Raw genomic sequence first — 23,062 nt, 5'->3', positions numbered from 1 at the left:
TTTGATTTTTAAATAAGGTTATAAAATTGAGTAATAGTGCGGTGGTAAAACTAGAAAAATCAAATAAGCACCTCGAACTGTCATATTTCAAGAGTACTTCTTTAATTTTTTAAGGTTGTTGTTTTTTTATTTGTGTTTTTAGAAAAGTAGTCAGTTTTCCGGCATCTGAATTTTTGAGCGGTTCAGTTTTTTGAATCAGAGTGAGATGACGTTTCAACTGAGTATCTTTCCAATCAATGGATTGCGGTAAATAATCTAACGCCTTTTTAGACACTAACGTTTGTCCGATATTGTTTTCTAGCAGTTTAACAAGAAAACTAAGACTGTTGGTTGTGATTGTATGAAGATGGAGCTTTTTTTGGTCCAAATAAAGTTCTTGATAGAAACGCATACCAGAATTTTCTTCGCGTTCAATCCAGTAAGGCGAATCTTGACTGCCGACATGAACCATTTGGTCTTCCAATAAGATTGTTTCATTAAAATCAGAACGGTTGGTAGGTTTTTCAATCAAGCCAATTACATTTTTTTCGTTCGTAAGGGCATGTATAATTTCTTCTGAATTTTTCACAAGGAAATCAAAATCAAATTCAGAAAATGTGAGAATAAGACTAGGTATGAAATTATTGAAATACATTTCTGCAATTGAATGGGATATTAAGATAGTATAGTGTTTACGATTTGTTTTCTTTTGCTTTATTTCATCAAGGGTACTTCCCCAATCTTTGATTAAGTTGAGTGCTTTTATATAAAATATTTCACCAAATTCAGTCGGTTCAACCCCTTTTTTTTCATTTCGAATAAAGAGAGGGGTATCTGTCATCTCTTCTAATTTCTGTATATGTACAGATACTGTTGGTTGGGAAAGATATAACATCTCAGCAGCTTTTGAAAAGTTACGCAGTTCATAAACGGTCACGTAGGTGTGCAATAAAGAAAGCATAAACTCCTCCCATTTTTTATGGCAATATATTCTTAATTTTACTTCATTTATGGAATAAAAGCTTTTTTTTGAATTAAAAATAAAAAAACATGAAATAGATATTCTTAATCATAGTATTAGAAATCTTTATTTCACAACGACAGTGCAGAGGGACTATCATTAAGTAAGTTGTAAAACTTTAGTTAACGTGAGAATACAGTGACAGTATATTGTTGTAAATAGAAGTTTTAAATTAAATTTTAAAAAGGGAGTATAGATAATGCGATATTTGTTGAACAACCGTTCTTTCAGACATTTAATTTTATTAGAGATGTTGTATGACAAGGGGTGGCTTACTACTAAAAGCATGTCACAAAAACTTGGTTTAGCTGAAAGGCTGATTCGATCAGATCTTGAGGATTTAAACTGCAATGCTAATTTTTTTAAGCTGGAATATTCTAGAAAAAAAGGCTTTTGTATTCGTTTTTTTAGTAATTATTCCAAGAATGCCATTTATATGTACATATTAAGAGACAGTACTGAGTTTAGATTATTGGAGATGCTTGCTTTCAATGTACCTTTTTCAGCGTGTAAATTATGTGAGGAATTGTACATTAGTAAGTCAACACTTAATCGATTAGTACACACTCTTAATGAAAAATTATCTGTGTGTAACATACATATTACATCATCTCCTTTTAAAATATGTGGTGATGAACTTAGAATCCGTCAATTCTTAATAAATTTAGTACTGGAAAAATATCAAAAAAGCAGTGCGGTGTTTTCGACGGAGCAATTAACATTTAGCAATGAATTGTTGGCGTTATATGAAAATAAGATCACTAAAATCAGTAATATAAATAGAGAAAAATTAAAAGTAGGCATAATAGTTGCCTGTATACGAACATCAAACAATCATTATATAGATATGAAACCCATAAATGATAATGATTTATTTAAAATGATTTTGGATAATCCGTCTTTTGTAGCCAAATTTCAAGCGCTATTTGATTTAGAGATACAACCTCAGTCATTGCAGCAAGTCTTCGCTATCTTATATGACAGTAGAGAAAAGGATATTAAGCAAGTAAATATGGAGGCTGAAAATAACGATGATAGCCTATTTTTTGATAGAGACTATTGTAAATGTGATGAATTTTTAATGAAATTGTCTTCTAAATTAGAAATTGAAATACCTAATAGGGAATTTGTTTTGCAAGAACTATTTAATGAGATGAATAGACTATACAAAAATAATGGTGTTTTATTTAATAAACATAAAGACTTTATTACGGATGTAACTATTGAAATCAATGACTTTCATCGTGCATTTTCGAAAGTATTCCGAGAATTTTTCAATCAAGGAATGTATTCCGAGGAACTAATTTATAAGCTAAGTTACTGTGTGTTGATACGCTGGGAGAATCTAATTAAGGATCTTAAAAAGAAAAGAGTCGTTAAAATATGTCTTTATTTTAACTGTGATGAACGACATCAACTTTTTTTGGCAGACTATATTAAACAAGAATATAAAGATGAATGTTCATTGGTTATTTTAAGGGAGGAGCACTTGAAAAACATCAAAAAAAATAGACATCACTATAATTTGGTATTAACAGATGTTAATGGTCTATACATCGAGAATACAGATGTCATTACTTTTTCTTTCTTTCCAGATAAGAAGAAGTGGGGTGAAATTGAAGAAAGTATTCATAAAGTTAGGTGAGTAAAATAAATGATAAATGGACAAGAGCCCCTCTTCAATGCCAGAGGGGCTCTTTAATAGGTAACAAAAAATGTGAAATTCAATATTAAGTGGCCTTACATTGGGCCCGTTTTTAATTATAATATAAACAGTTCAAGCTGTTTAAAACCGCGGTATCATTCTCGACTCGTGCTTTCTAACTTAAGCAACGTAAACCCTACCTTCTTTTACGTCCTTGTGGCCCTATAGCCACGCCAGTGTGAAAAAGTATCTACAAAAACAACTAGTAGAATGCCGTACATTTCTATTACTATATGTTTATAGTATAACATGCTATAAGTGTAAATACAAATATTCAGTGTTAGTATAGGAGTCATTACATTGTTTAGGGTTTACGATTCCAATGTATAAAATATTTAAGTAAGACGGGTGTTAGCACTGTAGAAAAGATGATAGCTATCAAGATAGGTGCGTAATAAACCTCGGGGAACAAGGCTTGTTGCAGCCCTAATGCGGCTAATATTAGCGCAACTTCACCACGTGACATCATTGCGGTTCCTACAATAAGAGCAGATTTAGGTTTGAACCCAGTCAGTAGTGCGCCAATACCAGAACCGATGATTTTCGTGAAAACAGCCATAACACACAAGATGACGACTAACCAAATATGTTCTTTTAAACCATCAAGTTGCATAGATAGGCCAATACTTGCAAAAAAGACAGGAATAATGAGTGCTTGTGCTAACGGTTCAATTTTTTGTTGTAGTTCTAACTGTAGATCAGTTTTAGCAAGAATTAACCCAGCCATGAAAGAACCGATAATAGCTGATAACCCTAATTCTTCTGCAACAAAAGCAAAGGTGAAGCAGGCAAGTATTGCGGCGCAAATACGCGGCTCATAAACGCGTAAACGAGCGAGAATTTTCATTAACCACGGTAAGCCACGCCAAGCAAGAACAGAAAAAGCAATAAAGACGGCGAACTTGCCAAATAACGGCCATAAATTGGTATCACCGCTCGACATAAATCCAATTAAAATAGATAAGCCGACAATCGCAATAATATCATCTAAAATAGCCGCCCCTAATACCGTAACGCTTTCTTTTGATGAAAATTCTCCGAGTTCCTTAAAGGTTTGGACTGAAATACTAACAGAAGTCGCCGCAAATACTAGACCAAGGAAAAGCGAGTGGACGGTATTCATACCGGCAAATTCCCCAATCATAAAGCCAGCAACCATCGGGAAAATAACGCCAATTTCACTTAAAATGGTAATGAGTTCCGAGGGAGTGAAATATTAAGTACAGCAGGTCCAATCAAAATACCGGCAATTAACTCTCCTAATACTCCTGGTTGACCAATTCGAACGGCTAAGTGGCCACATAATTTTGCAGCAGCTAAAATAACAACAAGTTGAAATAAGAGCATAAAACAAACCTCCTAAGATAGTATGGTTAATAAAATCCAGAAAATAGATGTAATAATCAGTTAATTATAACATAAAATTGAGAGGGCTTTCTATTTAAAAAAATAACTAGAAAAATAACTAAAAAAAGCTTTTATCTATTGACTGCTTACTGTATAATGGGGATTGTTAAGACTAAGAATTATAGTCCGTTCTACGCGTTTTTTATTTTCTGAAATGTCAGACAATTCAGACGATGGTCTTTCATAGTAAGTAAAGATACATAGAATGAGATTGGTTCAAATTATGTTAGGAGGAACAAATGATGGATAAACGTATAGGTTTCAGTGCCTACATTGCGATTGGATTGATGCTATTTGCACTTTTCTTTGGCGCAGGTAATCTTATTTTCCCAGCTTTTCTAGGACAAGAAGCAGGTGATCATGTTTGGCCCGCTATTATTGGATTTTTAATTACAGGAACAGGTCTGCCATTCTTAGGGATTTTGGCTATTGGTCTTTCAGGAAAAGAAGATTTACAGAGCTTAGCTAGCCGAGTACATCCGATCTATGGATTGATTTTCACAATCGTTTTGTATTTAACAATCGGCCCATTATTTGCACTCCCACGTACGGGTACAGTATCATTTGAAGTTGGTGTAGCGCCATTTTTGGAAGCTGATCAGATGAAAATGGGACTTGCAATTTTCACCGCTGTCTTTTTTGGTGTTACATTATGGTTATCTCTTTCACCGTCAAAAATCGTTGATCGTGTTGGGAAAATACTGACACCAATTTTACTAGCTGTTATATTGGTCTTGATTGCCGCATCTATCTTTAAACCGATGGGTACACAAACTGCAGCGACAGGGAAATATATTAACGATTCATTCATCAGTGGATTCCTCGAAGGTTATATGACCATGGATGCTTTAGCCGCACTTGTATTTGGTATCATTGTTGTAAATGCTGTTAAGTCAGTAGGTGCAAAAACACGTAAAGAAGTCGCGGTTATGTGTACAAAAACTGGACTCATTGCGATTGGTTTACTAGCATTTATATATGTATTTATTGCTTTAATAGGCGCGCAAAGTGTAGATGAACTTGGCATGCAAGCTAATGGTAGCCCAGTGTTGTCAGGCGCAGCGACATTCTACTTCGGTTCTTTTGGTAAAGTATTATTAGCAGCAATTGTATTCTTGGCATGTTTAACAACAAGTATTGGTCTTGTTACAGCGTGTGCAAGTTACTTCAATAAATTATTACCTCGCATTAATTACAAAACTTTCGTTGTTATATTTGCTGTATTTGGTGGTTTAGTAGCAAATATTGGCCTTGATAAGATTATTTCTTATTCAGTACCAGTATTGATGGCAGTTTACCCACTTACAGTAGTACTGGTACTTCTAACATTCCTTAACGGTTTGATTGGTGGTCGCCGAGTAGTGTACGTTACAACAGTTTTATTTACAGCCGTTATTTCGATCACAGAGTTCTGTAAAGCATTGGAAATTAACTTAGGACCAATTGATACTTTCTTTGCAAATTATTTACCATTCTATGATATTTCGATGGGATGGGTAGTAATGGGGGGAATCGGTCTGGTTGTCGGTTGGATCATTGCATTACTAACTAAGCCGAGCGTGAAACCTGATTTTAATGATTAGATAGTGAGTTACAATCACAGTTCTAATAAAGTCATAATAAAATAAAACAAGCTATTTCAGCTATTTGAAATAGCTTGTTTTTTTTGTACAAGGAAAGATGATCTAATGAGTTTTTATTAGCGTACTCAAAATTGTCATTGATAGCTGTTATTCAAGCGTTGTGAGCTTCTAGTAATCGAGGTGGATAGACAGCATAAATAAAACAGTTGATGAAACAATTTAGGACGATTTTATAATGAAAAAAAGTTAATTTAGTATAAAAGAGCCTGACTATTGACAAATCGAACAAGAATTAGTTAAACTGAGCAAAATAACACATTTAAAGTAAGAAGTGCGTCGCGCTATAGTTATCGAATCGTGTTAATTATTCGACTTTTACTAGATATGCTAAGTGTCATAGAAGAACTGCTGTGCATGTTATGTTAAGATAAATACGAAGTGGGATACTTCCCAAATAGAGATCCATAAAACAATTGAATCAATGTGTTTTTTTAGGGATTACACTATGGTGATGAGCTATTGTCACTATAAGTTAGGGGATAGTTATGGAAAATAAAAAAGAACAAGGAATACCAGAACTCACAAGTACGTTAAGACAGGATATTATTCGGTTACCTGCGGAAATACAACAAGCCAGTGGTATCCGTATTTTTGGAAAGTTAATCAAAGGGATTATTTTCAGTACGGATATTGCGATTATTAAAAATTGTAACGCAGATGCGGTTATTGCTATTTATCCATTCACACCACATCCAACGATTATAGATGCTATTTGCCAAGCGGCAGATATCCCTGTTTTAGCTGGGATTGGGGGCGGTTTAACTAATGGTAAACGTTCAGTAAACATGGGGTTAGCTGCTGAATCTGAAGGCGCTATTGCAGGGGTTGTAAATGCTCCTACACCCAACAAAACCATTAAGAAGATTGTGGATTTCATTGATATTCCACTTGTACTCACTGTTGTTTCAGAGCATACAGACATTCAAAAGAAATTGGATATGGGAATCAAAATTATCAATGTAAGTGGTGGCTCAAATACGGCCCATATTGTGCGTGTTATTCGTCGTAAATTTCCTGATTTGCCAATTATTGCAACGGGTGGTAAAAACCCAGCCTCTATTATTGAAACAATTGAAGCTGGAGCAAATGCAATTACTTATACACCTCCTTCAAACGGCGAACTTTTCAGACGAAAAATGGAAACTTACCGTGAACAAGAAGAGAGTAAATATAAAAAACATAAAAAATAAGAAAAACGTTCTGCGCAATCAAATGCGTAGAACGTTTTTTTTATTTCTTCATTATCTTTCTCAAAATGAATGAGAGTAAAAACCATAAGAAAGTACTGAGAATAATAGTAATAATCCAACCAAATGCATTGTTTTCAAGAGGCAAAGGCATGTTCATACCGAAAAAACCTGTGATAATTGTAGGGATAGTTAGTAATACGGAAAGAACGGTTAAAATCCGCATGGTATCATTCAAGTTATTATTCAATACATTGTTATATGTACCCGAGAGCTGTTGCAGAATTTGTGATGAAAGCTGAGTCATTTCAACCAATTGTTTGGCTTCAATCATGGCGTCATCTAATTCTTCTTTCTCAGAAGCAGCAAGATTTTTGTAAAAAATGTGTGTTTTTATTTGCTCTAGCAATACAACGTTTTGTTTAGAAGCTGAGATGAAAAAAACAATACCAGTTTCTAAATCAGACATGGATAGTAAATTTTGTTTGGTGGTTTTTTTCTTCAATTTACTGCTAACTCGTGTCCGCTCGTTATTCATTTCTTCGACATAGGGGAAAAATTGGTCTGTAATCATAAATAAACTATTGAATAAAAATTCGAATACACTCAGAGTGTCATCTTTTTCTATAGCGTTTTTCATCATGAAATAGACATAATGATTTTTACTATTTGTGAGGGTAATCAGTGTATGATCTTTGATAATAAAGGTCATCGGTATGGTTTCGTAATGATTATCTATCTTCAATTGGTTTGGAACGTTATAGATTAATGTTAGAACATTGGTTGTTTTATCATAATCTAAATGGGCACGTTCATTTTTATCTAAGGAATAACGAATAATATCTTCATCAATATCGTATTCATCAGAAAGTTTTCGGAACTCTTTTTTATTGTCAGTGTTAAGGTTGATCCAGTTATTTTGTTTGTTATTGAATGTTTTTTTAGTCATCATATGCGTACTCCTATTTTTAATATAACGATTTTCAAGGTGCTTAATTCTAGTATAAGCATTCTTTTAATCCTTATTAGATACTAATAGTGTACCATCTTTATGTTTGTAATGAGAGGTCAAATTGTAAAAGGATACAGGTGATTTTTTTCGAAAAAAAGCGACATTTTCATAATCCCTGCAAAATTAAAGCTCTATAAAAATTATAGAGGAGGGATTGAAAATGTCAGCTCGTATCTCTAATAATAAGCTAGTTCATCTGGAATTACAGATGAAAATATATCTTCTTTAAAAATAAGGTGCCTGGAAAAATGATTAAGACGTTAACATAAGGATGGGTAATTGCTGTCGTCCTCGTAAGCAAATAAATTTGCAACGGTGATAACAAAGAAATGGTACTCGGTTTTTTGAAGGATTGGTACTCAATTTCTGTCGAAATTTCCGTCCCATATTGTCTCCGTAAGCAAATAAATTTGCAACGGTGTCAATATTATTGAGGGCGTTCAAGTGTAAATGTCTCTCCTAGATGAGCGTAATCATTTCCTGCTAGACGGCTAATAGGATTAAGTTTAGCCGCATTAATCCGTCCGTTAGCGTAGAGCTCATCATCAATATGATAACAGGTTATATTTGCGATAATTAATTCGCTATTAGGCAAGTCAACAATTTGTTGAACCGTGCATTCATAACGTACTTTTGCTTCAGAAATAGCGGGGGTAGCGATTGTTTCACTAGGGATAAGTGTGAGGTTTGTAAGTGATATCTCACTTTGATTTGGCGGCAGTTGAGCCGCAGTTTGGTTAAGTTTATCGATGTAACCGTCATCGGCAATATGCAAAACAAAGGATTGCTGTTGTTCGATATTGCGCAAAGTGTCTTTTTTTTCACCATTACGACGTTGTATTGAAACGGAGAGCAAGGGTGGATTAGAGCTGACAATATTAAAGTAGCTAAAAGGTGCACCATTTACGACTCCTTCTGAATTGATGCTTGTTATAAAAGCAATCGGGCGAGGAATAACACTTCCTATGAGAAATTTGTAGTTATCACGCTCGCTAATGGATTCAGGGCGTATTGTTATCATGTGAGAGCTCTCCTTAGTTAAATGTTTGTTGGTACCATTGCTTCGTAGCAGCAACTTCCTCAGCGGTCAGACGATGACCAAAATCATGCCAAAAACTGCTAACCGTACTGCCAGCTTCTTCCAATATTTCAATGAGTTCATCTGTTTCAGGCATGGCACAAATAGGATCATTACGGCCGGCACTAATGAAAATAGGTGTCTGGTTAAGTGATGGATACGATGCTTGACGCATAGGTACCATTGGGTGTAACAACGCTGCGCCCTGGTAAATATTACCATAATTAAGCAATAAGCTACCGGCGATATTAGCACCATTAGAATACCCTAGCAGCAATACATTATTTTTGTCAAAGCCATATGTTTGAGCAGCTTCTTCAATAAAATCATGCAGTTCTTCAGTACGGAAGCGAAGATCTTCTTCATCAAAGAGTCCTTCAGCCAAGCGTTTGAAAAAACGAGGCATCCCATTTTCTAAAATATTACCTTTAATACCCAATAGCGATGCATTAGGATCAATGATTTCGCCAATTGAGAGTAAATCATGTTCATTTCCGCCAGTTCCATGAAGAAGAACCAAAGTAGGATGTTGTTCCAATCCTTGTTTGAAAATATGTTTCATTAGTAAGCACGCTTCTTTCTTAAGTTGATGGGTGGTAAAAATTTTGAAAGGGTTTGACGATGTGACTCATAATCGGCAGGTAACTTGAGTTGCTCACCGAGAGAATCTAACGGCTCATCAATCGTAAAACCTGGAGTATCGGTTGCTATTTCAAATAAAATTTCTCCGGGTGTACTGAAAAAAATCGATTTAAAATACTGATAATCGATAATTTCTGTAGGTAGATACCCATGAGAATAAATAGTTGCTTGCCAATCAGACAAGTGATCATTCTCAGCGATACGCCAACAGATGTGATGGATTGACGGACTAGTGACGACGTCAGATGAACTTACGGTAGTAACATCGATAATGTTACCTATCGTAGTAGCTGATGAAAAACGTGAAATGGAACCTTCACTATGGATACAAGTCAGCCCAAGAACTGAAAGGGATTTTATAGTTGCATCAGGATGAGCGGAATAGAGCGTGATCCCTGCTAGTCCATTTATTGCAAATTGAGAAGGTATCGTAGAATGAGACACCTCTTTATTATGCAACGTATGCTCTCTACGCGCCGTAATTTCAAGTGATGTACCAGAACTGTCTTTGAAGGACAAACTTTCTTCCGAAAATCGCATGATACGTTGATTCGCAATCCCACAGTACGTCAGACGTTCTTCCCAAAAATCAAGAGCGTTTTCGGGAACTCTGAAACTGATTGTATTAATAGAATTATTTGTGTTAGGTACGTATTGCTTTCCAGAAATAAATGAAATGATAGACCCAGGTGAACCATAATAATCACCAAAATACAGATGTAATAGCTCAGGTTGATTATAAATTACCGTTTGTTTAACTAAGCGTAAACCAAGTATCTGCGTATAAAAATCGATTGTCGCTTGTGGTGAATCGGTATTAACAGACACGTGGTGAATGCCAAGTGTTTTCATAAAATCACCTCCAAGAACCCATGATTGACTTGATACTTAGTCATATCAAGTAGGCTATATAAAATATTACCCAATAGAAACAAAATTATGACATTCAATAATGGATTGTTTAGGAACAAAAAAGAATAAAACGTATTGGAAGTTATCAGTTGACAGGTAAAGTTACGATGTACAGGAATTTTAACACACTTACAAAAAGTAATCAATTAATTGTTTTTTTTTGACGATATAAAATAAAAATAATAATACTGACAGCAATTATACTGATGAATAGAGCCAATCCAAATGTTTTAAACAACAATTCTAGAGAGGGAAAACTTGTCAAATTAAATGCCGGTTGAGTAGCACTTACGCTTTGTATAGACGCTTGTTGTGTGTGATCAAACAAGAAAGCGATGGGAGAAACCTGTTCAACTTTTGATATAACAGGTGAAGCACTATGTTCAGCAATTATTTTCGTAAGAGAAGTAGCGCTCATGCTAGCTATTAACAAAGCAATAATTATTGGTAGTAGTATATCGCTAAGTAAACGTTTGAAACCGGTTATGTGTGTATGCGTATCTGTTTGTTTTTTTCGATAATAAAGAAAGGTTAATTGTAGAAGGAGTATTAAAAGAAACCCAATAATTAATGTACGAAACACTAGTTTTTCACCGAGCGCATGCATATCAGAGATAGGCCCTGTTAATTGTTGATAAGCACTATCATCGCCGATTAACGTATTTTTATCCCAATCAATTGTTTCCATTTGTTCTGCTGTTTCTTTAAAATCCGCAATATATTGTGGTCCATCTAAAGTAAATGTTGCAAGGTCAACTGTTGCTTTGGAACCTTGTCCTTTCAACGATTTAGCCAGTTGATAAGGCGCATAAATTTTAGAAGAATTTTCATTTTTACTTGTGTAAAGACCTGTGATAGTAACCTTTTTTAACGTATCTCCGTGATCTGATAATAATTCGAAAGTCTCACCGACTTTCAAATGGTGAGACGCAGCCATGTTTTTTTCTAGCACGACACCATTTGAAGCCGTATCAGAAGAAATGCCTGTTCCATTTACAATGGTATGGGTACCATTAGAGAAATCCTCAGTTGCGGCATTAGATAATACACCAGTGACTGTAATATCTTGGAGTGTATTTGAGAAGTTTGCTATTGCTGGTGTACTCACCACGAAATTATATGTATTGAGATGTTTAAGTTCAGCAAGTTTTTTTACATCACTGATTTTCACATCACTTGATTTAAAAAGAGAAATTGTTTCATTAGTATTAGTTGAAGCAGCTTCAGTAACTTTTTTTTGTTTCGCAATTAAAGTGACGGTGCTACCAATGGATTTTTTTGCATTTGAACTGGCATTATCGGCGACATGTTGTAAAGAAAGCCCGATTAAAAGCAGCGTGCAGATAACAATCCAAACTAAGGTGCTTAGAATGAAACGAACAGGCGTAGAAATGGTATTTTTAAAAAACGATTTAACAAAATTCATAGGTAACTCCTTTCACTATAAAATAACGATTGTTCTATTAGTATAGAGGAGAAATATGAAAAAAATGGGACGGAAATAAGGCAATAAAAATATTTTTCAGAAGGGAATGACATAAAAGTTCACAAATTGGACAAATATGATATTTATAGTAAAATAAAGATGTAAAGAAACGTAAATATGCTATTCAAACATAGAAGGGAGAGTTCTATATGTTTTTATTAATTGGCGTAATTATTGGTGTAAGTGCAGGTGCAATTATGAATAATAAGATTCCTGCGAGTTGGTTAGTTAATAGTATTGCAGGTATTGCAGGTGCATGTGTTGCGAACATTGGTGTAGGATTATTTGGTCAATGGGGTCCAGCTATTGGTGCGACTGCGATTGTACCAACACTTGTTAGTTCATTATTCTTTGTCGTACTTATTTCATTTTTAGCTCGTATGGTAACAAGACGTAATTATATCTAAAAACTGCAACATCAAACGAATTATGTTATGATAAAAAAACAAAGTAGTTTAATTACTGAAAACTAAATAACTTATCACGAGAGATGGAGGGATATGGCCCGATGAAGTCTCAGCAACCGGCAAAAGCACGGTGCTAAATCCAACAAGCAAACTGTTGCTTGGCAGATGAGAACATTCTAAAGTACCCTTCTGCGCACTAATAAGTAGAAGGGTACTTTTTTATTGAATCGGGAGGAGGGAAATATAATGGGAGAAACATTTACTAAAGCAGGTGAAGAAGCTGTAACTATTGGTACCATTCATGCAGCAGCAAAACGCAAAGAAAAAAAAGCTATTCAACAACGTATTCGCCAACTTGAACAAGAAGTACTTGAACTAGAAAAACAATTACGAGTGAAATAGCTTTTACATTAATCGAACGTTCTTAAAAAACGAGAAAAACGAGCCAAACCTTCTTCGAGAACACTAAGATCATTGGCATAGCCAATACGTAGGCCGCCTTCACACCCCATTACTGAACCTGGGACAAGAAAGACACCCGTTTCATTTTGAAGACGACGACAGAGTTCAGTCGATTTTATCGACATATCGTAATGTAATAAGGCAATCGGTCCTGATTGTGGTTGAATATAGGTGATATGAGGTTCTTTAGCTACCCAATCCGCAAGATATTGACTGTTTTTTCGAACAATAGTTAGGTTACGATCCAAGATTTTATCTTTGTGTTTAAGCGCTAAAGTTGCGAGGTAATCATCAATCATTCCACAACTAATCGTACTGTAATCACGATGATTATTCAGTTCAGGAACCATTTCAATCGGACTAATAATCCAGCCGATACGCAACCCTGGTAACGAGAATGTTTTTGACATGCTGCTAGTACTGATACCTTTTTCATAAAGATCAGAAATAGAAGGCGTGAAATTCTCACCAGTTAATGTAAGTCCACGATAAACTTCATCTGATAATATATAGGCATCATATTTCCGTGCTAATGCGACCAGTTGTAAAAGTTGTTCTTCATCCATCAAAGCACCAGTCGGATTGTTAGGATTATTAATCGCAATCAGTTTTGTATCGTGTGTTAGTAATGCTTCTAAAGCATCAAAATCAGGCATATAGTTGTTTTCTGGAATGAGCGGCAAAAAATCCACAACGGCACCATATGATTTTGGTAAAGAGTAGTGCTGTTGATAATTTGGTAGTACTGAAACGATATGGTCACCGGGCTCGATTAATGTTTCTAACACTAGGTGATTAGCACCAATACCACCATGTTCAATTGTAATTTGTTCGGGTGTGATTGACGTATATAACTTTGCAATTTCTTCACGTAAAGCTTCACTACCAAAAATGTCGCCATAAGTAAGTTTCATTTTTAAAATATCTGAAATAGCTGCTTGTTTATCCTCAGAAAAATCAAGCAGTTCTTCAGTTGTTAAGGCTTCGACACATGATTCTGCAATATTCACTTCGCACTGTGTTTCGTATATGTTCATCCAATCTTCTACGCCAAAAGGTTCTAATTTCATGAAAACAACTCCTGAAAAAATGTATTTTATACAATCATTTTACATTTTTATACAGAATTTGTCCATTAGTTCTATTTTTTTGTGCGTGGAGTTGAGAGACGTGTTAAGAGTGAAGAAATAGTTTGGCTTTTGAAAAAAATATAACTTATAAAAATAGCAATAACAAAGACAATGGCATTTTTTAATAAACGGATTGGGAAAAGAGCGAGTGCTGCTTTATCCAATATGATAGAAAGCCAATACGTATTCAATACAGAATTTAACAGGAAGAAAACAACCGCATGTGAAACAATGATGCGCCATAATACTTTCGGTTTATTGTATAAAAAGATACTATATACAAAGCCTGTTAAGAAAGTAGTGAGTGTGTAGCCTGGGAAAAAGGGAACACCCTTTGAATAGAGTAAGACACCAACAGTATCAGCCAATGCGCAGGCGAAGCCAGCAATAAGAGGTGGATAATAAGCACCGATCAAGATTAAGGGTAAAAAGACAAAACTAATGCGAATAAAGTCCAATTCAATCGCTAAAAAGCGAGATAAGATAATTTGCATCGCAATTAAAAGAGCAAGAAGAACTAGGCGTTGCGTAGTGAATTTATATTTTATCAAATGCAGAACCTCCTCAGGTCGGGTATTTTAGTAATGGTACTCGATAAATATAACAAATTAATTAGGAATAGTCTTTATAAAATTTCTAAATTTTCCAAAAAATGTTTTTTATATGAAAAAATGACAGTTAATCAATGCAGAATCATTAGTCCAACAACAATAATTTGTTTGAATAGGGTATGATGAAAGAAAGTGAAACAATGAAGGCGAGGATGGAAGTTATGGTGAAGTTACGTCCAATGTTACGCGGTCCTGAAATTATTGCTATTTTTATTAAACATGGGTGTGCAAGTTATTTGCAACGATTGGGTTTAATCAAAGGTAAGTATAAAAAAAATGATAGTGAAAATACAAAAAGTGCAGCGTTAATTGCAGCACTTGAAGAACTTGGCCCTACATTTGTGAAGTTAGGTCAATTTTTATCAACGCGAGGCGATGAATTGCCAGCCTCATTAATCAACGAATTAAAAAAACTACAAAAAAGTGTGACACCTTTAGCATTTTCTGAAATGAAACCGATTATTGATGCTAATTTAGGGGGCCACTCTGAACGTTATTTTAGTAGCATTGAAGAAGTACCATTAGGTGCTGCTTCGATAGGTCAAGTGCATGCCGCAGTTCTAAAAAGTGGTGAAGCAGTCGCCCTAAAAGTGAGACGTCCCAACATTGAAAAACAAGTGAAACATGATATTGAAACGCTACAGGAACTTGCGAAACTTGCAGAAAGAAATTCACTCTATGCTAGAGAAGTACAAGTTGTATTGCTCGTTCGTGAATTTTCACGAAGTTTATTAACAGAATTGAATTTTAAACAAGAAGCGCAAGCGATGCGGACGATGCAAGATAATAATCACCATCCGAAACTTTATATCCCTGATGTTGCAATAAAATTAGCCACAGCAGATTTATTAATTCAGGAACGTATCATGGGTGAGGATTTAAATAAAGAAACGTTGAGTAGGTTAACAGAAGATGAGAAAGAAGAGTTATCGACAACTATTTGTGAAGCATTGACAATGCAATTGTTTGAACATGGTCTATTTCATGCAGATCCTCATCCGGGAAATTTTAAATTATTAGAAAACAACGTTTTAGCAATGCTTGATTTTGGTAATGTCGGTCAATTAAGTGAAAGCTTAAACGAGTTGCTGATTGATCTCATCATCGCAGCATCTAATCGCGATGCAACTAGTTTTACAGTAGCGATGTTACGCTTAGATACTACGAATAAAATTAATAGACGCGCTTTTGAAAAAGACATTGATCGTATGATGGCACGGTATTTACAATCTGATATGAGCAATATTAATTATGGTCAGCTGATTCAAGATATATTACTGATTGCGCGCTCTTATACGATTGAAATCCCATTTGAATTTTTACAAATAGGTCAAGCGATTTTAAAATTACAAGACACCTTACTAATTTTGACACCGAACCTCAGTATGTCCGTTATATTGAGAAAAACGTTACCAATTGTAGTTAAGGAACAATTGAATGTAACTAAAATGGGTAATAAAGTTAAAAGTAACGCCCATTTACTTTATCAAGCCGCACGACAATTACCAGTGACAATCAATGAAGTGTTACACCAATTGAAGGATGGCAAACCCGTTGTGAAGATGGAGATGAATATGGATGATAAACTGTTACAAAGAATCGAAAAGTTGACGTATATGCTGATATTTGGCGTCGGTCTGTTAGCTTTTAGTATTTTGACAGCAGGACTGTTTGTTGGTTTTTCTAGTGCCTCAGGATCTGCCGCCTTTAACAACCTAACCTTCCGTATCATGGCAATCACTGCACTTACAATCGTTCTATTCTTTATGTTATTACTCGTATGGCTTATCCGCCGTATAAGGAAGAAGTGAAAGAACGACAAGCCGTTCTTATTTATCCCAATTGAAATACTAAAGACAGACAATAAAGCTAGAGACGCTAGTAGCCAAACTCTAATTTAATGTCTGATTTTTTTATTTGCTCTGAAAGCTCACAAGTTTTGGCTTGCTTGATTAAAGACACTAGTCGCCCAACTATCACTGATTTTTAGTATGTGCAGTACGAATTGCGTAGGCATCTAATAATATGCGTGCCATGACTTGTAGTGGTAACCGTGAACGGACTTCATAGTCTGGAATGAGAGAGTCTTCGGATTTATAGCCTGTAAAGTTGAGTTCGGAAAGTAAGGCAAGTTTACTTGTAGGACTACAAGTAAGGGAAATACAGGTCACTTTTTGTGCTTGGCAATTTTGGGCAGCTTCTATAAGTTCACTCGTCTCACCGCTTAAAGACACACAGATAATGACATCGTCAGGGTTAAGCCGAGTACTAACAATTCTAATAATATTCGGATCACTATACATCTCACAGTAAGTGTTGAGTAACTGTAATTTCACTTGCATTTCCTGGGCAATCATTTCGGAAAAACCACGGGCGAGTAAAATAACACGTTTAGCGTGGCGGATTTTTTGCACAGTATCTTCAATTGTGCCGCTTTCTAAGAGTTGAATTGTTTTGGTAACCTCTAGAGCATTTTTTAGAATGGCAGTTTGAATTTCTTGATCCACCTGCTCAATGATTGCAAAACGAGGGTTGGTTTCATTTTCATCTTTTAAACGGATTTTAAAGTCCGTGAAGCCGTTAAAGCCTAATTTTTTCATCGTGCGGACAATTGTTGCAGTTGAAACATTGGCTTCTTCACTCAGTTTAATAATTGAAAGATTAGGCAATAAATCGATATGTTGTGTAATATAATGCAGTAAATGACGTTCAGATTCACTCATTGAAGGATAGTTAGCGTTAATGAGTTTCATAATGTTCGTTTTAATAAAAATCACGACCTTTCATAAGTTGTAAACGTTTACCTGTTATTGTACTTAATGTACGGTATTTGGAAAACATTTACAACTTTTTTCGTGTGATACTGAATATAGAAAGAGAAAAGGAAGTGAAAGAACATGATAGTAACCTGTACAATGAACCCTGCTATTGATCTTTTTTGTCAATTTGATAGTTTTGAGCCAGACGAAGTAAATCGCAGTTATTATGAAGAGTATCAGGCAAATGGTAAAGGTGTAAATGTCTCTTTTGTTTTGCGAAAAATGAAAATCGCCAACACAGCAACGGGTTTTTTAGGGGGATTCACAGGTGATTTTATCGAAGAAACCCTTCAAAATAAAGAAATTGCAACAGATTTTATTTCAATCGATGGGATTACGCGAATCAATACCTTTATACGAGCCCATAAAAAAGAATATAAAGCGGTTAATCAAGGACCGATGATTTCTGAGCAGTCACAACACCAGCTATTAGAAAAGTTAGCGATTTTAGGAACAAAAGATATGTTGATTGTCTCTGGCAGTTTGCCTCAAGGGGTTCCTGAAAAGTTATTAGTTGAAATTGCTGAATTATCATTACGTAAAGGATTTAAGCTTGTAATGGATATAAGTTCTGATATTATGCTGGAATGTTTGACTTATCAGCCCTATCTCATTAAACCTAATGACGAAGAATTAGCAACATGGTTAAAAATACCAGCATTAGTAAGTACAGCAGCCATTATTGGTGCCGCTAACGAATTACGAAAGAAAGGGGCGCGTAATGTATTGGTTTCGCGTGGGGAAAAGGGTACGTTGTTAGTCACGGCACAAGGTGACATCTATCAGACGACAGCACCACAGGGAAAAGTAGTGAATACGGCTTGTGCAGGGGATACGTTATTAGCGGCCTTTATAGGGTCACTTGAAAAAGGAGAAAGTATCGCAGAAGCTTTAATTTATGCAACTGCAGCAGGATCATCCACTGCATTTCAACCAGGTATTAGTGATTTAACAGATATTGAAAAACTTCGTCAAACAATCGAATTAAAAATAGGGAGGAATTGAAGATGAAGATCATTGCTGCAACAGGTTGTCCTACAGGTATTGCTCATACATTTATGGCTAAAGAAGCACTCGAGGAAGAAGCTAAAAAACAAGGTCTAACAATTAAGGTTGAAACACATGGGCAAGAAGGCGTTCAAAATGAATTAACTGATACCGACATTGCAGAAGCAGATGGCGTGATTATTGCCGCTGATAAAGACGTTCATGCAGAACGATTTGCTGGAAAACGAGTGATTAATGTACCTGTCACAAGAGGTATTAAAGATCCTGCGGCTCTTATCGCCGCAATTGTTAATCAAACGGCACCGATAATGCCAGGTGCTTCGATAACAGGCGAACCACAACAGTCCGCAGAAAAAAGACCTAAAAAATCAATTGGTCACGGTATTTATGTTGCTCTGATGAATGGTGTGTCACACATGTTACCGATAGTTGTAGCGGGCGGAGTAATGATAGCGATTTCATTCATGTTTGGTATTTATTCAGCAGACTCTAAAAGTGAGGAATTTAACCAATTTGCCTTCTATTTGAATTCAATCGGTGGCTTGGCAATGAGTTTGATGGTGCCTATTCTGACCGCTTATATTGCAGAAGCAATTGCAAAACGTCCAGGATTAATTATTGGTTTTATCGTCGGAATGATTGCTTATACGAATGAAACAGGTTTCTTAGGCGGAATCGTCGGTGGTTTTCTTGCAGGTTATGTAGTCTTAGGATTGCAGTATGCTTTGCGAAAACTACCACCTGCTTTAAATGGCTTAAAAGCAATTTTCTTATATCCGGTTCTTGGTATTTTTCTTGCTGGTTTAACAATGTGGTTCTTATCTGCACCGATGGAAGCGATCAATCAAGGAATGATGTCGTTTTTAGCAGGGTTACAAAATACAAACCCATTAATTTTAGGGATTGTTGTAGGGATGATGTGTGCCTTTGATATGGGGGGGCCAGTCAATAAAGCAGCTTATGTGACCGGAACAGCGTTGTTGGCTCAAGGTAATTTCTATTTTATGGCGGGTGTATCGGCTGCTTGTATCGTTCCCCCGTTGGCGACAGGGTTTGCCGTTCTTTTTGGACGTAAATACTACAATCAAAGTGATAAAAGTGCAGGCTATGTTAACTTCTTGCTGGGTTCGACGCATATTACTGAAGGGGCAATTCCATTTGCTGCCCGGAACCCTTTAATTATCTTGCCGATTTTAATGCTCGGGTCATCTATTGCGGCTGTTTTAACTTACATGATGCATGTGCAAGTGCCAGCTCCACACGGTGGATTTATTGTCTTGCCGATTGTAACGCATGGTGCTTTATGGGTGATGGCAATTGTGATTGGTTCGGTAGTAAGTGGTATTTTGATGGCGATTAATCAGAAACGTATTTTTACAAAAGAAAAAATAACCACAGAGAACGCCACTGTGACAACGCCGCAGACAGTATCAACAATACAAGATGTTCTTCAAAAAGAGAACATCAGCTTGGCTGTTCAAGGAAGTAACAAAGATGAAGTGCTTCAAAACATAGCGGCTATCGCTAAAGAAAAGGGCATTATTAGTGATACTGCTGCAACCTATCATGGTTTTCTAAAGAGAGAGCAGCAAGGAAGTACGGGAATGGAACAGGGCATTGCTATTCCTCACACAGAGAATAATGCAGTGATACGGCCTGCTTTAATGGTGGTGACATTGGCTCGACCCGTTGATTGGGATAGCTTGGATGGACAGCCTACTACGCATGTATTAGCAATGTTTATTCCAACGGGTGGCAGTAGCAATCACCTGAATGTTTTATCGGATGTTGCCAAATTATTAGTGCATGACGATTTTATCACTGAGCTTAAAACAGCAACAGACACAACGACGATTTACAATTTATTCCAAAATAAAGTTAATTAATAGGAGGATATAAGATGACAACAAACAAACAGCAAGCATTGAAACGGTTAAGCAATGAAAAAGGGATTATCGGTGCATTAGCCATTGATCAGCGTGGCTCATTAAAGAAAATGCTCGGAAAGGGTAGCGCAGTATCTGATACAGCCATTGAGCAATTCAAAGTCTGCGTATCGGAAGAATTAACCCCCTATGCGAGTTCTATCTTACTCGATCCAGAATATGGTTTGCCAGCAGCTCAAGCACGAGCAAGTAATGCAGGTTTACTAATTGCTTACGAAAAGACAGGCTATGATGCTAATTCAGTAGGGCGATTACCTGATTTGTTGCCTGAGTGGTCTGTTAAACGGATGAAAGAAGAAGGGGCGGATGGCGTTAAATTTTTACTTTACTATGATGTTGATGAAGATGTGCGTATCAATGAACAAAAACATGTGTTTATAGAGCGAGTAGGATCGGAATGTAAAGCAGAGGATATTCCGTTCTTTTTAGAAATCGTCACATATGATGCAACCGATGAGGATGTCACAGGCGAAAAATATGCCAAAGTAAAACCGCATAAAGTTATTGAAGCGATGAAAGAGTTCTCGAAAGCTGCTTATCAGGTCGATGTTTTAAAAGTGGAAGTGCCTGTAACGATGAACTATGTGGAAGGTTTTGGTGACACAACAGTTTATAGCCGTGAGGAAGCGTTAGCGCACTTTAAAGCGCAAAGTGATGCAACGACCTTACCTTTCATCTTTTTAAGTGCAGGGGTTAGTGCACAGCTCTTTCAAGACACCTTACGTTTTGCAGCTGAAGCGGGTTCAACCTTCAATGGTGTTTTATGTGGACGTGCCACTTGGAAAGACAGTACAGTCGTATATGCCAATGAGGGGGAAGCTATCGCACGTGATTGGTTAAAATCTCAAGGGAAAGCAAATATGGCTGCCTTAAATAATGTATTGAATGAAACAGCCACGCCATTATTTAACTAATGTCACTTCATGGCAAATGTTAAAAAATATCATATAACGATGCATGCTGTCAAAAAAGCCATTGATTAAAACATCAATGGCTTTTTGTTTACGTTTAGGGGTGTCCTCATTGTGGTTATCATTTACGCTGATTGCTCGTCATTAGCTTTTGTACGCCCGATTCTTGCCCTCGCACTCTAACCTTTCGAACCTTTCGGTCTTTCGCTAATGTTCCTGTAAGACGCTCTGAAAGCCGTTTACGCAAGTATGACACTTACTCTTCGCCGCCTACTAGTAAATGGATAACTACAGTCGTACGTAAGAGCGTGATCTATCGCCCCCGATTGTTCGTTTCTCTTATGGTGTTGTCACATCACTTAGAGCTTTGACAGTTCTTCAATCGTCCACTGCCTTACGCCGAATACCATCATAACCTGAACAGTAAACTGCGAGTGTCTCCTTTTCACTACGGCCACTAACCCACAAAACTTTCTTTTAAAACTGTTATTTAGTTGTATGTTCTAAAAATAAACAACAAAAAACGATTGTAGCTAAAACCTTGTGAGAAGTACGTTTATACTTAACAAAGATTTGCTACAATCGTTTTTTTTAATTCTTCCGATTGATTATTTGACTTACTTGCGATAAAATCAGTGTATCTAATGAAACTTAATTAGTTTCTTAAGAACTTACTGTTTTAAAACATAAGAGCTATAAGCAAAACTTTGTAAGAAATGTCCTTCTTACTTAGTTTATAAAAAGTCATCGGCTGGGGAGCTGATGGCTTTTTTGCTGTTTACGTTCGTTTATTTATTAACCTAAGGTTAACTCTATCACTCTTTATTTGCAAGATATTTTAGATAAATAGTTTAAAATCTACGTTTTTCTATTTATTTTCGATTAAATATATAAATAGTAAACCGTTGATATCATTGGTGTGCAACCACGTAAATCGGTTGCGCAACTGATTAGTGCGTTAATTAAATTCATTTTCATTAGATACTTATCTCATACTAAAAAGGGAGGCAATTATTATGAGAAAATCATTAAAATTAATTATATCTTTAACAAGTATCTTCAGTATCACTATTTCTTTATTGATTCTACCTAACGGAGTTTCAGCAAATCAAAAAGATCCTTATCCACAAGAAGAAAGTTCAGTTCCAGAAACAATTTTAAGTGAATTCGACTTGAATTCACTTGAGACACAAGAAAAACAAGTAGTTTTGCCTAGTGGTGAAACAGCTACATTCGGTATTTCACCTGATTTCAATACTTCTCTTAGAGCTAGTAATGGAACTTATAAAGCCTATTGGTATACCGGCGTTGCTAATGCTAGTTTTAAATTCACTGTAAAAGGGAACAAAATAACTAAGGCTTATGACAAATCCTACTTCTTTCTAGGTGCTAGTCTTAAATCAAACACCTTAAAACTAGACAATTCTAAACAAGCCACTCTATACTTCGAATTCACAACACCTGTATACGATTTTGGCGGATGGAATGGATGGTTACGTGCTAAAATTAACTCGAATAACAAAATTGTTTACTCTGTAAAATAAAAAGAGGTGATTTTTATGGTTTTCCCAGGAATATTAATAATGTTAGCTAGTACTGCTGTTGTCGTACTGGTTATATATATTATCTATAAATTAATAAAAAAAGTACTGTAATATAGTTGCTAAAAAAATAACAGTACTCAACTAAATTGTAT

21 protein-coding genes and 1 riboswitch are annotated in these 23,062 nt (G+C 35.8%); of the genes, 10 read left to right on the top strand and 11 right to left on the bottom strand.

What is annotated here, in order from left to right:
• Positions 1-109 precede the first annotated feature (109 nt).
• Positions 110-940 carry a LysR family transcriptional regulator gene (locus V6S17_RS12250; protein ID WP_051535972.1) on the bottom strand — a complete coding sequence of 277 codons (831 nt, stop codon included), beginning with the start codon at positions 938-940 and terminating at the stop codon, positions 110-112.
• A 259-nt stretch (positions 941-1,199) separates the two neighbouring features.
• Between V6S17_RS12250 and V6S17_RS12245 the strand changes: the two genes are divergently transcribed.
• Positions 1,200-2,645: a helix-turn-helix domain-containing protein gene (locus V6S17_RS12245; protein ID WP_029091445.1), complete on the top strand. Its 1,446-nt coding sequence runs from the start codon at positions 1,200-1,202 to the stop codon at positions 2,643-2,645.
• Positions 2,646-3,009: 364 nt separating this feature from the next.
• On the opposite strand, the gene V6S17_RS12240 is transcribed toward V6S17_RS12245, so the two are convergent.
• Both V6S17_RS12240 and V6S17_RS12235 read right to left on the bottom strand, forming a co-directional pair.
• Positions 3,010-3,864 (bottom strand): cation:proton antiporter, encoded by an 855-nt coding sequence (locus tag V6S17_RS12240; protein WP_051457251.1) that lies wholly within the window; start codon positions 3,862-3,864, stop codon positions 3,010-3,012.
• A gap of 23 nt (positions 3,865-3,887) precedes the next feature.
• On the bottom strand, positions 3,888-4,052 hold the full coding sequence (locus V6S17_RS12235; protein ID WP_154657735.1) for a hypothetical protein: 165 nt from the start codon (positions 4,050-4,052) through the stop codon (positions 3,888-3,890).
• A 299-nt stretch (positions 4,053-4,351) separates the two neighbouring features.
• On the opposite strand from V6S17_RS12235, the gene brnQ reads away from it, so the two are divergent.
• Both brnQ and V6S17_RS12225 read left to right on the top strand, forming a co-directional pair.
• A complete protein-coding gene (brnQ, locus tag V6S17_RS12230; RefSeq protein WP_338061108.1) occupies positions 4,352-5,695 on the top strand; it encodes a branched-chain amino acid transport system II carrier protein in 1,344 nt (447 codons plus the stop codon).
• A 545-nt stretch (positions 5,696-6,240) separates the two neighbouring features.
• On the top strand, positions 6,241-6,945 hold the full coding sequence (locus V6S17_RS12225) for a hydrolase (protein ID WP_029091447.1): 705 nt from the start codon (positions 6,241-6,243) through the stop codon (positions 6,943-6,945).
• A gap of 40 nt (positions 6,946-6,985) precedes the next feature.
• Here the strand turns inward: V6S17_RS12225 and V6S17_RS12220 are convergent, their stop codons facing one another.
• From V6S17_RS12220 to V6S17_RS12200, 5 genes are all read right to left on the bottom strand, one after another.
• Positions 6,986-7,894 carry a magnesium transporter CorA family protein gene (locus V6S17_RS12220; RefSeq protein WP_029091448.1) on the bottom strand — a complete coding sequence of 303 codons (909 nt, stop codon included), beginning with the start codon at positions 7,892-7,894 and terminating at the stop codon, positions 6,986-6,988.
• A 487-nt stretch (positions 7,895-8,381) separates the two neighbouring features.
• The gene (locus tag V6S17_RS12215) at positions 8,382-8,975 is read right to left on the bottom strand and encodes a flavin reductase family protein (RefSeq protein WP_029091449.1); all 594 of its coding nucleotides are present in this window, start codon (positions 8,973-8,975) and stop codon (positions 8,382-8,384) included.
• A 13-nt stretch (positions 8,976-8,988) separates the two neighbouring features.
• A complete protein-coding gene (locus V6S17_RS12210) occupies positions 8,989-9,594 on the bottom strand; it encodes an alpha/beta hydrolase (RefSeq protein ID WP_029091450.1) in 606 nt (201 codons plus the stop codon).
• Complete coding sequence (locus V6S17_RS12205) at positions 9,594-10,526, bottom strand: VOC family protein (RefSeq protein ID WP_029091451.1); 933 nt, start codon at positions 10,524-10,526, stop codon at positions 9,594-9,596. The genes V6S17_RS12210 and V6S17_RS12205 overlap by 1 nt, the downstream gene beginning before the upstream one ends.
• A gap of 202 nt (positions 10,527-10,728) precedes the next feature.
• Entirely contained in the window at positions 10,729-12,012 is a 1,284-nt protein-coding gene (locus V6S17_RS12200) for an ABC transporter permease (RefSeq protein ID WP_029091452.1), read from the bottom strand.
• 209 nt (positions 12,013-12,221) lie between these two features.
• On the opposite strand from V6S17_RS12200, the gene V6S17_RS12195 reads away from it, so the two are divergent.
• Positions 12,222-12,479: a GlsB/YeaQ/YmgE family stress response membrane protein gene (locus V6S17_RS12195; RefSeq protein ID WP_029091453.1), complete on the top strand. Its 258-nt coding sequence runs from the start codon at positions 12,222-12,224 to the stop codon at positions 12,477-12,479.
• A gap of 68 nt (positions 12,480-12,547) precedes the next feature.
• A riboswitch (SAM riboswitch) is annotated at positions 12,548-12,651 on the top strand.
• A gap of 74 nt (positions 12,652-12,725) precedes the next feature.
• Entirely contained in the window at positions 12,726-12,881 is a 156-nt protein-coding gene (locus tag V6S17_RS12190) for a hypothetical protein (protein ID WP_154657736.1), read from the top strand.
• An 8-nt stretch (positions 12,882-12,889) separates the two neighbouring features.
• Here V6S17_RS12190 and V6S17_RS12185 read toward each other — a convergent pair whose 3' ends face one another.
• The gene (locus tag V6S17_RS12185; protein WP_029091454.1) at positions 12,890-14,011 is read right to left on the bottom strand and encodes an aminotransferase; all 1,122 of its coding nucleotides are present in this window, start codon (positions 14,009-14,011) and stop codon (positions 12,890-12,892) included.
• 71 nt (positions 14,012-14,082) lie between these two features.
• Positions 14,083-14,622: a folate family ECF transporter S component gene (locus V6S17_RS12180; protein ID WP_051457250.1), complete on the bottom strand. Its 540-nt coding sequence runs from the start codon at positions 14,620-14,622 to the stop codon at positions 14,083-14,085.
• Positions 14,623-14,843: 221 nt separating this feature from the next.
• Between V6S17_RS12180 and V6S17_RS12175 the strand changes: the two genes are divergently transcribed.
• Positions 14,844-16,493, top strand: a complete 1,650-nt coding sequence (locus tag V6S17_RS12175; protein WP_029091455.1) for an ABC1 kinase family protein — start codon at positions 14,844-14,846, stop codon at positions 16,491-16,493.
• Positions 16,494-16,658: 165 nt separating this feature from the next.
• On the opposite strand, the gene V6S17_RS12170 is transcribed toward V6S17_RS12175, so the two are convergent.
• Positions 16,659-17,435 carry a MurR/RpiR family transcriptional regulator gene (locus tag V6S17_RS12170; RefSeq protein WP_036027275.1) on the bottom strand — a complete coding sequence of 259 codons (777 nt, stop codon included), beginning with the start codon at positions 17,433-17,435 and terminating at the stop codon, positions 16,659-16,661.
• Between the two features lie 144 nt (positions 17,436-17,579).
• Here V6S17_RS12170 and pfkB point away from each other — a divergent pair, with 144 nt between their 5' ends.
• The 4 genes from pfkB (at position 17,580) to V6S17_RS12150 (ending at position 22,910) form a co-directional block, all read left to right on the top strand.
• On the top strand, positions 17,580-18,506 hold the full coding sequence (gene pfkB, locus V6S17_RS12165; RefSeq protein ID WP_036027257.1) for a 1-phosphofructokinase: 927 nt from the start codon (positions 17,580-17,582) through the stop codon (positions 18,504-18,506).
• Positions 18,507-18,508: 2 nt separating this feature from the next.
• Positions 18,509-20,395 (top strand): fructose-specific PTS transporter subunit EIIC, encoded by a 1,887-nt coding sequence (locus tag V6S17_RS12160; RefSeq protein ID WP_036027259.1) that lies wholly within the window; start codon positions 18,509-18,511, stop codon positions 20,393-20,395.
• Positions 20,396-20,409: 14 nt separating this feature from the next.
• The gene (lacD, locus tag V6S17_RS12155) at positions 20,410-21,369 is read left to right on the top strand and encodes a tagatose-bisphosphate aldolase (RefSeq protein WP_029091459.1); all 960 of its coding nucleotides are present in this window, start codon (positions 20,410-20,412) and stop codon (positions 21,367-21,369) included.
• Positions 21,370-22,382: 1,013 nt separating this feature from the next.
• Positions 22,383-22,910, top strand: coding sequence for a DUF5626 family protein (locus V6S17_RS12150; RefSeq protein WP_029091460.1), 528 nt, complete (start codon positions 22,383-22,385; stop codon positions 22,908-22,910).
• Positions 22,911-23,062: the final 152 nt, after the last annotated feature.

Origin of the sequence: Brochothrix thermosphacta DSM 20171 = FSL F6-1036, assembly GCF_036884295.1 — a bacterium.
Lineage (GTDB): Bacteria > Bacillota > Bacilli > Lactobacillales > Listeriaceae > Brochothrix > Brochothrix thermosphacta.
The sequence above is the reverse complement of the archived record's forward strand: the minus strand, read 5'-3'. Positions and strand labels throughout refer to the sequence as shown.

Coding starts and splice junctions, on each gene's coding strand:
- V6S17_RS12250 (WP_051535972.1), bottom strand. CDS start 940: ATGCTTTCTTTATTGCACACCTACGTGACCGTTTATGAACTGCGTAAC.
- V6S17_RS12245 (WP_029091445.1), top strand. CDS start 1,200: ATGCGATATTTGTTGAACAACCGTTCTTTCAGACATTTAATTTTATTA.
- V6S17_RS12240 (WP_051457251.1), bottom strand. CDS start 3,864: ATGGTTGCTGGCTTTATGATTGGGGAATTTGCCGGTATGAATACCGTC.
- V6S17_RS12235 (WP_154657735.1), bottom strand. CDS start 4,052: ATGCTCTTATTTCAACTTGTTGTTATTTTAGCTGCTGCAAAATTATGT.
- brnQ (WP_338061108.1), top strand. CDS start 4,352: ATGATGGATAAACGTATAGGTTTCAGTGCCTACATTGCGATTGGATTG.
- V6S17_RS12225 (WP_029091447.1), top strand. CDS start 6,241: ATGGAAAATAAAAAAGAACAAGGAATACCAGAACTCACAAGTACGTTA.
- V6S17_RS12220 (WP_029091448.1), bottom strand. CDS start 7,894: ATGATGACTAAAAAAACATTCAATAACAAACAAAATAACTGGATCAAC.
- V6S17_RS12215 (WP_029091449.1), bottom strand. CDS start 8,975: ATGATAACAATACGCCCTGAATCCATTAGCGAGCGTGATAACTACAAA.
- V6S17_RS12210 (WP_029091450.1), bottom strand. CDS start 9,594: ATGAAACATATTTTCAAACAAGGATTGGAACAACATCCTACTTTGGTT.
- V6S17_RS12205 (WP_029091451.1), bottom strand. CDS start 10,526: ATGAAAACACTTGGCATTCACCACGTGTCTGTTAATACCGATTCACCA.
- V6S17_RS12200 (WP_029091452.1), bottom strand. CDS start 12,012: ATGAATTTTGTTAAATCGTTTTTTAAAAATACCATTTCTACGCCTGTT.
- V6S17_RS12195 (WP_029091453.1), top strand. CDS start 12,222: ATGTTTTTATTAATTGGCGTAATTATTGGTGTAAGTGCAGGTGCAATT.
- V6S17_RS12190 (WP_154657736.1), top strand. CDS start 12,726: ATGGGAGAAACATTTACTAAAGCAGGTGAAGAAGCTGTAACTATTGGT.
- V6S17_RS12185 (WP_029091454.1), bottom strand. CDS start 14,011: ATGAAATTAGAACCTTTTGGCGTAGAAGATTGGATGAACATATACGAA.
- V6S17_RS12175 (WP_029091455.1), top strand. CDS start 14,844: ATGGTGAAGTTACGTCCAATGTTACGCGGTCCTGAAATTATTGCTATT.
- V6S17_RS12170 (WP_036027275.1), bottom strand. CDS start 17,435: ATGAAACTCATTAACGCTAACTATCCTTCAATGAGTGAATCTGAACGT.
- pfkB (WP_036027257.1), top strand. CDS start 17,580: ATGATAGTAACCTGTACAATGAACCCTGCTATTGATCTTTTTTGTCAA.
- V6S17_RS12160 (WP_036027259.1), top strand. CDS start 18,509: ATGAAGATCATTGCTGCAACAGGTTGTCCTACAGGTATTGCTCATACA.
- lacD (WP_029091459.1), top strand. CDS start 20,410: ATGACAACAAACAAACAGCAAGCATTGAAACGGTTAAGCAATGAAAAA.
- V6S17_RS12150 (WP_029091460.1), top strand. CDS start 22,383: ATGAGAAAATCATTAAAATTAATTATATCTTTAACAAGTATCTTCAGT.